The organism is Bacteroides stercoris ATCC 43183 (genome assembly GCF_025147325.1).
GTDB classification, from domain to species: Bacteria; Bacteroidota; Bacteroidia; order Bacteroidales; family Bacteroidaceae; genus Bacteroides; species Bacteroides stercoris.
Genome location: NZ_CP102262.1, coordinates 3,146,010 through 3,158,590 on the forward strand (window position 1 = coordinate 3,146,010; position 12,581 = coordinate 3,158,590).

The 12,581-nt window shown below is 49.3% G+C and carries 10 protein-coding genes; 2 read left to right on the forward strand and 8 right to left on the reverse strand.

Annotated features, from left to right (window positions below; translation table 11 throughout):
* Positions 1-386: 386 nt before the first annotated feature.
* The 8 genes from NQ565_RS13115 to NQ565_RS13150 form a co-directional block, all read right to left on the reverse strand.
* Entirely contained in the window at positions 387-1,940 is a 1,554-nt protein-coding gene (locus NQ565_RS13115; protein WP_005653588.1) for an ATP-binding protein, read from the reverse strand.
* Positions 1,941-2,096: 156 nt separating this feature from the next.
* A complete protein-coding gene (gene nqrF / locus NQ565_RS13120; RefSeq protein WP_034536317.1) occupies positions 2,097-3,371 on the reverse strand; it encodes an NADH:ubiquinone reductase (Na(+)-transporting) subunit F in 1,275 nt (424 codons plus the stop codon).
* 17 nt (positions 3,372-3,388) lie between these two features.
* Positions 3,389-4,015, reverse strand: a complete 627-nt coding sequence (gene nqrE / locus NQ565_RS13125) for an NADH:ubiquinone reductase (Na(+)-transporting) subunit E (RefSeq protein WP_005653585.1) — start codon at positions 4,013-4,015, stop codon at positions 3,389-3,391.
* Positions 4,016-4,109: 94 nt separating this feature from the next.
* Positions 4,110-4,745 carry an NADH:ubiquinone reductase (Na(+)-transporting) subunit D gene (locus NQ565_RS13130; RefSeq protein ID WP_004294324.1) on the reverse strand — a complete coding sequence of 212 codons (636 nt, stop codon included), beginning with the start codon at positions 4,743-4,745 and terminating at the stop codon, positions 4,110-4,112.
* 4 nt (positions 4,746-4,749) lie between these two features.
* Positions 4,750-5,439 carry a Na(+)-translocating NADH-quinone reductase subunit C gene (locus NQ565_RS13135; protein WP_016662928.1) on the reverse strand — a complete coding sequence of 230 codons (690 nt, stop codon included), beginning with the start codon at positions 5,437-5,439 and terminating at the stop codon, positions 4,750-4,752.
* 16 nt (positions 5,440-5,455) lie between these two features.
* A complete protein-coding gene (locus NQ565_RS13140) occupies positions 5,456-6,628 on the reverse strand; it encodes an NADH:ubiquinone reductase (Na(+)-transporting) subunit B (RefSeq protein ID WP_005653578.1) in 1,173 nt (390 codons plus the stop codon).
* 122 nt (positions 6,629-6,750) lie between these two features.
* Positions 6,751-8,100, reverse strand: a complete 1,350-nt coding sequence (locus NQ565_RS13145) for a Na(+)-translocating NADH-quinone reductase subunit A (protein ID WP_005653576.1) — start codon at positions 8,098-8,100, stop codon at positions 6,751-6,753.
* Between the two features lie 250 nt (positions 8,101-8,350).
* Entirely contained in the window at positions 8,351-9,748 is a 1,398-nt protein-coding gene (locus NQ565_RS13150) for a C1 family peptidase (RefSeq protein ID WP_005653573.1), read from the reverse strand.
* 246 nt (positions 9,749-9,994) lie between these two features.
* On the opposite strand from NQ565_RS13150, the gene NQ565_RS13155 reads away from it, so the two are divergent.
* Positions 9,995-11,197, forward strand: coding sequence for a BamA/TamA family outer membrane protein (locus tag NQ565_RS13155; RefSeq protein WP_005653570.1), 1,203 nt, complete (start codon positions 9,995-9,997; stop codon positions 11,195-11,197).
* A gap of 186 nt (positions 11,198-11,383) precedes the next feature.
* Positions 11,384-12,574: a glycosyltransferase family 2 protein gene (locus tag NQ565_RS13160; protein WP_005653568.1), complete on the forward strand. Its 1,191-nt coding sequence runs from the start codon at positions 11,384-11,386 to the stop codon at positions 12,572-12,574.
* The last annotated feature ends 7 nt before the right edge of the window (positions 12,575-12,581 follow it).

Sequence of the window (12,581 nt, forward strand, 5' to 3'; positions counted from 1 at the left end):
CTTAAAAAACAACAGTTCCATTGCACCCAACGGGACTGCTGCAAAGATAAACAGTTTTTTGTCAGCAATAGCAGGATGGTATGCTTTTTATTTCACTATTTTTTTGAAGATGCACGAAAGATAAGGTTAGCTATTTTTTTGAGAGCAAAAAGAAGAACAACACGGACTTTCTGCACTGCATGAAGTATATTACAATTTATCCCGGTCAAACTCCCGATTTATCCCGGTTAAACTTCAAGTTTATTGAGGATAAATTTTGAGTTTAACAGGGATAAACAAAGGGTACCCACTGGAAAAACAATCAGTATGTACTGAAGAAAAAAACACATGTGTAGAAAAAGAGCCGGTACAGACGGAGAAAAAACAATGGCAGCAATATGGCTGACTTAAAGTTCCTCTACCACCCAACGCTCGATATTGCGCGTAGTATTACTGAAATTCACCCCTATCTTGAGTACCTTGCGGCTGTCCGCTGCAAAAGGCAGTGCGTACTGCTTGTCGTTAATCTGCTGCAAAGCCTCTTCCGCAGTGCCGTTCAGTTTGAATTCCATTACATAAACGTACTTGTCGGTTTGCAGTACAAGGTCTATCCTGCCCTGCGAAGTGTGATACTCCGCTTTTACATAGAAACCCACCAGTTTGAAAACGATGAAGAGCACATTCTGATAGTGCAGCTCCAGTTCTTTCACCAATTCGTAGGGAGTATCGGCAAAGAAACTTTGCAGGCGGCGGAAGAAAGCATCGGGCTCTCCTCTCTCTATTTCCTGTACAAACTTTTGTATTTCAAACGGTGCTTCAATCTTGTTGAAACGTGTATAGTAAGGTATGAGGAATCTAACAAAACCTTCTTCCACCTCACGATTGGGAAAGCCGAGACGATAAATTCCAAAACGTTCATCATACCCCTTTATCGTGAGATAACCGCTCTGGAAAATTACGGGCAACGGTTCCTCATCCCCATAAATACTGTTCAGCACATCGGCATACGTTTCGGCATGCGCCATGTGTTCCAGGTCGTAATGGTAGCGTTTCAACAGTTCTATCAGGTAGGTGGGTGTTCCCGTCTCGAACCAGTAACTGCCGAATTTCTTATATTTAAAAGTATTCAGTAAGCTGAAAGGGTTGTAGATACCTTCGGTGTTCTCTACGAAATGATAGCCGTCATATCTCCGCTTCAACTCGGCACAGGCTTCCTCGTAGGTCATTTTCTGAGCGTCTGCCAACTCGTGAAGCTCTTCTTCAAGATTATCGTGAATCTCCTGTCCGGTTATTCCGCAAAGACCGACATACATTTCCTGCATGGAAATATCATCCAGGTTATTCAAGTCACTGAATACGCTGATCTTGCCGAATTTAGTGACCCCGGTAAGGAAAGCCAGTTTGATACAGCCGTCCATCGTTTTAAGCACACCGTAGAAAGGTTTCAGCGTGTTGCAGTATTCCTTTTGCAGTTCCCCGTTGCCGATAGCCTGGAGCATCGGTTTGTCGTATTCGTCCACAAGGATTACCACACGCTGCCCTGTCTGCTCGCAAGCACGCTTGATGATTCCGGCAAAGCGCAAAGAGTATGTACGTTCGGAAACATCGGCGCCATAAAGTTTTTCCCATTCGGAAAGGTTCTTCTCCAGTATATTACCCAGACTTTCGGGCGTATCATACCGTTCGATGTTCAAGTCCAGATGCAAAATGGGATGTTCTGTCCAGTCTTTCTCCAGTTTCTCGATGGCCAGTCCCTTGAACAATTCCTTTTTCCCTCGAAAGTAGGCCTCTAAGGTGGAGATCAGAAGACTTTTGCCGAAACGGCGCGGACGGCTGAGGAAGTAGTAACTGCCGGTCTTGGCCAACTGATAAACCCAAGCGGTTTTATCGATATAGAAATACCCGTCTTTGCGGATTTTCTCGAAGTTCTGTATTCCGATAGGATATATTTTATTGCTCATACCGTCCACTGTTTTTAGATTACGATAAAGCAAAGATACTCATTTCTTTCGAACCGCCTCTATCCTATGCCCACAAAAAAACTCCGGCAAGAGCCGCAGCCCTGCCGGAGTTTCTTCACTATTTTACTATTATGTGTCTTTGACAACACCGTTTCCTTATCCGCCGAAGTTGTCGAACATCAGGTTCTGAGCCGGAACGCCGAGGTCGTCGAGCATCTTCTCAACGGCTTTGGACATCGGGCCGGGACCGCACATGTAGTATTCGATGTCTTCGGGGGCTTCGTGGTCTTTCAGGTAAGTCTCGTAGATTACGTTGTGTACGAAGCCCGGAGTGTACTTCACGCCCGCTGCATCGGCTGCCGGGTCGGGACGGTCCAGTGCAAGGTGGAACTTGAAGTTGGGGAAATCCTTTTCTATCTGCAGGAAATCTTCCAGGTAGAACACCTCGTTGAGGGCACGCGCGCCGTAGAAGTAGTTCATCACACGGTCGGTTGTGTGCAGCGTCTTCGTGAGGTGCATAATCTGCGCACGCAACGGAGCCATACCAGCACCACCGCCAATCCACATCATCTCCTTCTTGGAGTCGAAAATCGGGTGGAAATCTCCGTAAGGGCCGCTCATCGTTACCTTATCACCCGGTTTCAAGGTGAAGATGTAAGAGGAAGCGATACCCGGCATCACATCCATGAAGCCCGGGCCCTGGTCTTTCGGCTTGAAAGGCGGAGTGGCGATACGTACCGTCAGCATGATGCGGTCGCCCTCTGCAGGATAGTTAGCCATGGAGTAGGCACGGATGGTTTCTTCATCGTTACGGCATTTCAGGCCGAGCAGACCGAATTTCTCCCATGCAGGCAGATACTCCTCGCCGATAAGGGACTTGTCGATGTCCTTGTCGTAATCCATGGAGAATTTAGGAATCTTAATCTGCGCATAAGAGCCGGGGATGAAGTCCATGTGCTCGCCCTTGGGCAATGCCACGATAAACTCTTTGATAAACGTAGCCACGTTCTTATTGGAGATAACCTCGCACTCCCACTCTTTGACGCCGAGTACGGACTCGTCGATTTTGATGCCCATGTCGCCCTTCACCTTCACCTGGCAGCCCAGACGCCAGTGGTCCTGAACCTGCTTACGGCTGAAGTGAGGTATTTCGGAAGGCAGAATCTCGCCGCCACCCTCTACAACCTGGCATTTGCACTGTCCGCAAGAGCCCTTGCCACCGCAAGCAGAGGAAAGGAAGATGCCGTTGACAGACAGCGTATTCAGCAGCGTCGAACCGGAAGCGACTTCCAGTTCCTTTTCGCCGTTGATAGTCAATTTCACATTACCGGATGGAACCAAGAAATTCTTGGCTACCAACAGAATAACCACAAGCAGCAGAACAACCACGAGGAATACTCCAATGCTTGCTAATATCAAATTCATATCCATTGTCTTATTCCTTTCTTTTAGATGTTCAAACCAGAGAAACACATGAATGCCATTGCCATCAGACCTACTGTGATGAAGGTAATGCCCAGGCCTTTCAGCGGAGCAGGTACATCAGAGTAAGCCATCTTCTCGCGGATGGCAGCCAGACCCACGATAGCCAGCAACCAGCCGATACCCGAACCCAGTGCATAGGAAACGGCATCGGCAACGCCACCGATAAATTTAGGATCGCTCTCGCCCACGTTGATGCGCTGCTGCATGAAGAGTGACGCACCCATAATGGCACAGTTCACGGCAATCAGCGGCAGGAAGATACCCAGTGAAGCGTAGAGCGAAGGGCTGAAACGTTCCACAATCATCTCCACCAACTGCACGATAGCGGCAATCACGGCAATGAAAAGAATAAAGCTCAGGAAGCTGAGGTCGACGCCTTCAATGATGGCATCGGGACCCAGCACTTTCGTTTGCAACAAGTAGTTGACCGGCAGCGTCACCACCAACACGAAAGTTACGGCGATACCCAGTCCTACGGCAGTCTTTACATTCTTTGATACGGCCAGATAAGAGCACATACCGAGGAAGAATGCAAATATCATATTGTCCACAAAAATGGAGCGGACGAATAAACTTAATAAATGTTCCATAATTCTTTTAATTAAGAACTAAGAATTAAGAATCAAGAATCTCCATACAGTGACGGCACAATCTTCATTCCTCATTCCTCATTCTTCATTTATATTACTTTTCCTGCAATTCTTTATGGCGTGCGCGTTGATACCAGATAATGCAGGCACAGAGAATCAGTGCCATGGGCGGCATCAGCATCAAGCCGTTGTTTACATAACCGATCTTCTGCAAAGGCTCGTAGTTCAGGATGTTGAAACCGAGCAACGTACCCGAACCCAGCAACTCGCGGAAGAAAGCCACGATAACCAGAATCTTGGCATATCCCAAACCGTTGCCCACACCGTCGAGGAAAGACTCCCACGGACCGTTCTGCATGGCAAATGCTTCCAGACGTCCCATAAGAATACAGTTTGTGATAATCAGACCTACATATACGGAAAGCTGCACGCTTACATCGTAAGCAAAAGCTTTCAGAATCTCACTTACAATCGTTACCAATGCGGCAACTACCACCAACTGGACGATGATACGGATACGGTTGGGGATGGTCTTGCGCAACAATGAAATCACTACATTGGAGAATGCCGTAATCACCGTTACGGAAAGCCCCATCACGATAGCCGGTTCCAGCTTGGCGGTAACGGCCAAGGCAGAACAGATACCCAGCACCTGTACGGTAACGGGGTTGTTCAGTCCAAGCGGAGTAGAGAATACTTCTTTATTCTTTTTTGAAAACAATGCTCCCATATTCTTATTTCTCCTCATTATTATTGGTTAAAAAGTTCTTGTAGCTGTTCAGACAGGTTTTCAGCATGGCATCCACACCCACAGAGGTGATAGTACCGCCTGAGATGCCGTCTACCTGATAGTCCGGTTTCTCTACTTTTCCGTTCTTCACAACGCCGAGGGCAATTTCACCGTTCTCCAGTGTCTTCTTGCCCGGAAATTCTCCCTGGAACTGAGGGGTTGCGATTTCCGCACCCAGACCCGGGGTTTCGCTGGCATGAGAGAAGTAAACGCCGTAAACGGTATCCTTGTCACTGTTCAGGGCTACATACCCCCAGATAGCACCCCAAAGACCTGCACCGTAAACGGGGAATACATATTTCGTCTCTCCGTCCACTTCGGCCACAAACACGTGCAGACGGTGGTTTTCCTTGGCTTCTTTCTCGTAAGCGGTGGCAAATGCGCCGGTGTTCTCGGTCAGCGTACCGTCCTCGTTCATCAGCATATCGCCCTTGATGTACTTATTATATTCTGCATCGGCATCCTCTACATTCTTGATGTTGAGGGCGGCAAGAATCTGCTTCTTCGTATCCAGCTCCACGTTCTTGTTCTGAGTGGCACGCAGAGAAGAACTTACGAATGCCAGCAGGAATGCAACGATAACAACCATTACCGAAGCATAAATGATAGTATAACTGTTACTATTGGTATTCATTTCTTTTTCCGGTATTTTAATTGTTAGACTTAGCGGTTGCACGTTTCTCGCGGCGGCTGATGTTGCCCTGTACCACACAGTAGTCAATCAGCGGAGCGAAGATATTCATCAGCAGGATGGCAAGCATCATGCCTTCGGGATAACCGGGGTTCAGCACGCGGATGATGATAGCCATTGCGCCGATAAGGAATCCGAAGATGTACTTACCTGTTTCCGTACGGGCAGAAGTTACGGGGTCGGTAGCCATGAATACGGCGCCGAAGCAGAAACCGCCCAGCACGAGATGTTCGTACCACGGCATGTTGGCCATTGCAGTGTCCGGACCGATGGTGTTGAACACCCAGCCCATGAATGCACCGCCCACGAACACGGAGAACATCGTTTTCCAGCTTGCGATGCCCGTCCACAGCAGCAGGATGGCGCCGAGGGCGATGGCAATGACGCTGGTTTCACCGATGGAGCCCGGAATAAGGCCGGTCACCATATCCCACGAGAACTCCGGATAAGCGCCCGCAGTAGCGGCTGCTCCCAGCGGAGTGGCAACGGTGAGCCCGTCTACCGTCTGTCCCAAACCGAAGATGCTGTCGCCCGATACCCAAACGGCATCACCGGACATCTTTGTAGGATAGGCGAAGAACAGGAAGGCACGCGTAATCAGGGCAACGTTGAACACGTTCATACCCGTACCGCCGAATACTTCCTTGGCAAAGATTACAGAGAATGCAGTGGCCACCGCCAGAATCCACAACGGACAGTCTACCGGCACAATCATCGGAATCAAGATACCCGAAACCAGGAAACCTTCCTGAATTTCTTCCTTCTTCCACTGGGCCACAACAAACTCGATGCCCAGACCCACTACATAAGATACAATGATTTTAGGCAATACAGCCAGGAAACCGTAAGCGAACATTTCCCAGAAACCGCCGGCAGCACCGGTGGCGTGGAAATGCTGGTAACCTACGTTATACATACCGAACAGCAGCGCCGGCATCAACGCAATAACCACCATCGACATGATGCGTTTGCTGTCGATAGAGTCGTGAATATGCGTTCCCGATTTCGCAGTGGTGTTGGGCACAAACAGGAATGTCTCGAAGCCGTCGAACACCGAACGAAATGCGTGGAATTTGCCGCCCTCTTCAAAGTTCGGCTTTATCTTGTCGAGATAATTTCTTAACGCTTTCATTTATTAAATTGATAATTGAGAATTGAAAATTGAGAAATAGGCTGCGCCGTATACACTTGGCAGGTTATATCGCAATGTTTCAACCGTCATTTTTTAATTTTTAATTCTTAATTCTTAATTTCCTAAGCCATTTCGGCACGGAGCATGTCGAGACCGGCACGAACAATACGCTGGACTTCCACTTTGGAAGAGCATACGAATTCGCAGAGCGCAAAGTCTTCGGGAGCTACTTCGTAGATGCCCAGAGCTTCCATGCGGTCGATGTCTCCCGCGATGATGGCCTTCAGCAGATATTCGGGGTAGATGTCCATGGGGAACACGCGGTCGTATTCGTTGGACATAATCATATGGCGTTCGCCACCCTTGATACGGGCGTCGATTACATATTCTTTCTTACCCATCAGCCAACTGAAATAAGAGCGGTTGACACTGAACTGATTGAAACGCGGCATAATCCAACCCAGCATTTCGTGGATTTCATCTCCTTCGGGAATTACGGAGAGCTGGCTGTCGAAAGCGCCGAGAAAACCGTTGGGGGCAACTTTCTTACCCGTCAGCACATTACCGCTGATGTAGCGCAGGTCTTTGTCGGTGGTTACATTGCCTTTGAAAACGTTGGTGAGCAATGCGCCTACACGCAACTTGCAGTATGCGGGTTTCAGCACTTCACTGCCTGTTACGGCTACGGTGCGGGTGAGGTCTACGCGACCGGTGTTCATCAAACGGCCGATAAAGATTACGGCTTCCGCGCCGATGGTCCATACCGTCTCGCCTTTCACTATGGGAGAGATGTGGTTAATTTGTACACCTACGTTACCTGCCGGATTAGGCCCGTCGAATGCGGTAAGGGTAACGTTCTTTGCCTGCACGAGTGCGGCTGCTTTTTGTTTTACACTGATACTCAGATAGGTTTTTGCCATGCGGGACAAAGCATCAAGTCCTGTCTGGAAGTTTGCTTCCTCGCCCTTCAGGACGAACTCGAAGTCGGGAGCCAGCGGGTTGCTGTCGAAAGCGGAGATAAAGATTGCTTTCGGCGTCACCGTCGGGTCGGCGATTACGTCGTACGGACGTTGGCGGATAAAGGCGAACATACCGGCTTGCAGCAATGCGTCCTTCACTTCCTGTGCGCTCATCTTGGACGGGTTCATCTTGCCGAACTCCTCGTAGTCCTGCTCGGCGGCAGCCTCTACCACGATGTTCAGCACCTTACGACGTGCACCGCGTTCCACGCTCGTCACTACGCCGCTTACGGGCGAAACAAATTTCAATTCAGGATGATTCTTGTCGATAAACAAGGGTCCCCCGGCCATCACATACTCCTGTTCCTTCACCACCACTTTCGGAGTGATACCCGTAAAATCATCGGGAACCAACGAGTAGAATCCCGGCTCTTTCACAGACATAAACTCTTCGGCAGCTTTGCCTTTCAGGTTGATGTCAAGGCCTTTGCGTAACTTAATTACATTTGCCATGCGTTTATATAAAATAATGGTTTCATTAATTTGCCCGCAAAAGTAGCAAAAAAGAATGTGAATAAAGAGCAAAAAAGAAAGGAATTACGGAGAAATTTCCGTAATTCCTTTCGTTAACGAACACGAGGGTAGGGATTAGCGGTTAGTGATTAGCGATTAGCGATGAACGGTTGGGAATGGATATCCTGCAGAGTTATAGCGCAGCCTACTAATCACTAATCACTAACCACTAATCGCTAACCACTAACCGCTAATCGTTTGCAAACATCGGGTCCCATGCCGGCAGGCGGACGGGCTTTTGTTTGAAGAGTTCCATTATCTTAGCAGGGACGTATTTGGTTTCCACTACCAGGCGGAACATGTATTCGTCGAACCATTCGTCTGTCATGATGAGGTGGCCTTTGTAGCCGCTGTCAGCGCCCCAACTGTTTTCGACCATCCATTTGACGGGTTTTCCGTCTTTGTCCAGGTCTACCGCCATCAGTGTCATGGCGTGGGAAGAGCCGCTGGAGAAGGTTTGGATGCGTTGTTTCTTGTCCATTCCAAAGGTAGTGCCCATGAGCGATTCATAGTCATAGTTTTTCACATCGAGCAAGCCTCGTTCCGAATTCAGGAATTTGCCCACATCGCAGGAGAAATACATCATGGTACTGTCTTTCAATGAAGCGATAGCCATTTGCTTGATATCCTCTACGGGCAGGTTTACGTACGTCCAGTTCTTGCCGTCGTAGCGGTGGCGGTCGTAGTCAATCTCATAGCATTTGTAATACTCGCGGCTGGGGTCGTTCATCAGCATCACGTAGTTGGTGAGCAGTTGTTTGTCACCGTATTTCTCAAGGAAAGACATCGGGGTATGATGCTCCGTCTCCACCGGATTGCCTTGGGCATCGGTACGCACATAGTCGAATTCCGTAGGCGGAACACCCAGGTTCAGCACCAGCATGCGATAGACAGTGCCCAACATGGCGGTTTTCTCTTTCTCCAGAGCGGCAGGCTTGGCGCCTTCGGCAGCAAGGTTGCGGAGCTGGAGGGCGTACTCTTTCAGTTTCAAAGAGATGAGATTAGCCATACGGGCGGTATTCTCGCTGCTGTTCGTCTCCGGCATGGCAGATTTGGGCACAAGGCCGTATTTGGAAACGATGTCCGCCACTCCGGTGAATGTGCCGCCGTCGCTCAACGGATGTTTCAGCAGCCATTCCACCGTCTTGTCGTCCAACGGTTTGTCGGCAGTGTCGATGATGCCTTGCAGGAAGAGATTGGATTTCTCCAACTGGTCCCAGAAGAAAGGATATATCTCCGAGAATTCGAAAGCCGGGAAACCATAACGTGCAAGGGCCTTGGCACGCATTACATTCAGCCCGGTGAACAGCCAGCAACGGCCGGAAGACTTCTGGTCGGTGATGCCTTTGGAATCCACCTTGATAGAAAAATGGGTATCCATATCCTGCATATTCTCCTGGTTGAGCGCCAGCTTGCGGATGTCGTTGTTGCCGATGGCATTGCGCAACGCCTTGTCGGAAGGCGTACCTTGATAACTCTGTTGAATCTGGCCGAGCATGGCAGGGCTTATCCCGCCCTTGCCGTCCTGCGCCTGCACCGAAAGCAGTGCGGCGCCGAAAACAATTACAGATAAAATACGTTTGTTCATTTCATTATTTGTTATGTATGTTCGATATTAAATAAGATGATAAACAGATACTTTCACCACAAAGCAGACAAAGCATACAGAGTATTCTCTTATGTCTATGAACTTTGCATTCCCCATCTAAAAGCCTTGACAAAGCAAATGTAATGTCTTTTTTGATAATTTTAGTGCCCTCTTTAGATTTATTATCTATTCTATTCAAAACCAATTCAAATAAAATAGTTTTCTTTGCAGCCATATTCGTACGATATGAGAAAATACATACTGAGTATATTTACTCTGATACTGATACTGACGACTGTTTCAGCACAAGAGCAGACCGTTACAGCTACCAACGACACCACTCCCGCACTGACCAAAAAGGAATTGCGCAAACAAAGGGTAGCCCGTAGAAATTTCCACTATAACATATTGGGCGGCCCTAGCTATACGCCCGATTTCGGCGCACTGATAGGCGGAAGCGCGCTGATGACTTTCCGTATGAATCCAAGCGACACCACACAGTTGCGTTCGGTGCTGCCCATGTCCATAGCCTATATGTTCAAAGGCGGCGTCAACCTGATGGTAAAGCCGCAGCTCTTCTTTAAAGGCGACCGCTTCCGCATCTTCGGAAAGTTTGTCTACAAGAATACGGAAGATAACTTCTACGGCATCGGTTACGGCACGAACAAAGATTACGTCCGAAGCGACAGTACCAGCAAATACCGTTACAGCGGCATACAAATCAACCCGTGGTTCCTGTTCCGCCTGGGAGAAAGCAACGTCTTTGCCGGCCCGCAGGTAGACATCAACTACGACAAGATAACCGACCCTGCCAAGCATCTCATCGAAGAGCCCGACTACGTGGCAGCCGGCGGTACGGCCAACGGCTACAAGAACTTCAACGTCGGTCTCGGCTTCCTCCTCACTTACGACAGCCGCGACATTCCCGCCAACGCCTACAAGGGTATATACCTGGATTTCCGGGGCATGATGTACAGCAAGGCTTTCGGCAGTGACAACAACTTCTACCGTCTGGAACTGGACTACCGCCAGTACAAGTCCGTAGGCCACCGCAAGGTATTCGCCTGGACCGCGCAAAGCAAGAACGTATTCGGCAATGTCCCCCTCACCCAATACTCCCTGATCGGAACGCCTTTCGACCTGCGCGGCTACTACATGGGACAGTATCGCGACAAATCCTCGCACGTTGTCATGGCCGAATACCGCCAGATGATAAACACCGACCGCAGCAACTGGATAAAACGCCTGCTGCATCACATCGGCTTCGTGGCCTGGACCGGATGCGGTTTCATGGGCCCCACCATGGGCAAGATTGAAGGCGTATTGCCCAACTACGGTGTAGGTCTGCGCATCGAAGTCCAACCCCGTATGAACGTGCGTCTGGACTTAGGCAAAAATACCGTAAACGACCAGACGCTGTTCTATTTCAATATGACGGAAGCATTTTAAATAACTGACGGGCAGCCGTTAGCGCCATACGGCATAATAAGACAGTCTGCCCGTCAGCAATCATCCACCGTTTACCTGCCAATCACTAATAAATTCTTCCTTTTTCTTGCACCGCCAAAAGATTATCCATATTTTTGGGCATTAATCCCCCTGCTCCCGAAATAGAAATATAAGAATCTGATACGGATGAAAATTTGCGAAACTGTCTTTTGGATAAGTTTACTCGTTATATTCTATACATATATAGGCTATGGAATGCTCCTTTATGTCCTGGTCAGACTAAAGGAATGTTTTCGTCAAACACCTCCCCCGCCCCTGCCGGCAGACTGCATGCTTCCCGAACTGACGCTATTCATTACTGCCTATAATGAAGAAGATGTCGTAGACGATAAGATGCGCAACAGCCTTTCCCTGGACTATCCGGCAGACAAGCTGCACATACTCTGGATAACGGACGGCAGCAACGACCGCACCAACGAACGTCTCTCGCACTGGCCGCAAGCCACCGTGCTTTATCAACCCCAAAGAGAGGGAAAGACCGCTGCACTGAACCGCGGCATCCGGTTCGTCACCACCCCGCTTGTGGTATTCACCGATGCCAATACACACCTCAACCGTGAAGCATTGCGCGAGATTGTACGCGCATTCGCCAATCCCAAAGTAGGCTGTGTGGCCGGAGAGAAGCGCATCGCCTTACAGGACAAAGACAATGCTGCATCCGGCGGCGAAGGCCTTTACTGGAAATACGAGTCCGCCCTCAAGCAACTGGACTCCCGCCTCTACTCTGCCGTAGGAGCAGCCGGAGAGTTGTTTGCCATCCGTCGCGAGCTGTACGAGGAGATGCCTGCCGACACACTGCTGGACGACTTCATCCTCTCCCTGCGCATTGTGATGCGCGGATATACCATCGCTTATTGCGCCGATGCCTATGCCGTAGAAAACGGTTCGGCAGACATGCACGAAGAAGAAAAACGCAAAGTGCGTATCGCTGCTGGCGGCTTACAGTCCGTCTGGCGTCTGCGTGCATTGCTCAATCCGCTGCGCTACGGTGTGTTTTGTTTTCAATACATATCCCACCGCGTACTGAGATGGTCGCTTACGCCCGTACTGTTGTTCCTGCTGTTCCCCCTCAATACGATTCTCATTTTTACGTCAAACACCCCTCTGCTCTATGCCGTCATTTGGTTGCTGCAAGCACTGTTCTACTTCATGGCAAGCTGGGGGCATTACCTGTCAGCAAAACGTATCAAGAATAAAATACTCTTTGTTCCTTATTATTTTCTTTTCATGAACATTAATGTTGTCCGCGGCTTCAACTACCTGCGCAAACGGCGGGGGCAGGCCGGCGGCGCATGGGAAAAAGCACGGAGGGCATAAAACAAGA

Coding starts and splice junctions, on each gene's coding strand:
- NQ565_RS13115 (WP_005653588.1), bottom strand. CDS start 1,940: ATGAGCAATAAAATATATCCTATCGGAATACAGAACTTCGAGAAAATC.
- nqrF (WP_034536317.1), bottom strand. CDS start 3,371: ATGGATATGAATTTGATATTAGCAAGCATTGGAGTATTCCTCGTGGTT.
- nqrE (WP_005653585.1), bottom strand. CDS start 4,015: ATGGAACATTTATTAAGTTTATTCGTCCGCTCCATTTTTGTGGACAAT.
- NQ565_RS13130 (WP_004294324.1), bottom strand. CDS start 4,745: ATGGGAGCATTGTTTTCAAAAAAGAATAAAGAAGTATTCTCTACTCCG.
- NQ565_RS13135 (WP_016662928.1), bottom strand. CDS start 5,439: ATGAATACCAATAGTAACAGTTATACTATCATTTATGCTTCGGTAATG.
- NQ565_RS13140 (WP_005653578.1), bottom strand. CDS start 6,628: ATGAAAGCGTTAAGAAATTATCTCGACAAGATAAAGCCGAACTTTGAA.
- NQ565_RS13145 (WP_005653576.1), bottom strand. CDS start 8,100: ATGGCAAATGTAATTAAGTTACGCAAAGGCCTTGACATCAACCTGAAA.
- NQ565_RS13150 (WP_005653573.1), bottom strand. CDS start 9,748: ATGAACAAACGTATTTTATCTGTAATTGTTTTCGGCGCCGCACTGCTT.
- NQ565_RS13155 (WP_005653570.1), top strand. CDS start 9,995: ATGAGAAAATACATACTGAGTATATTTACTCTGATACTGATACTGACG.
- NQ565_RS13160 (WP_005653568.1), top strand. CDS start 11,384: ATGAAAATTTGCGAAACTGTCTTTTGGATAAGTTTACTCGTTATATTC.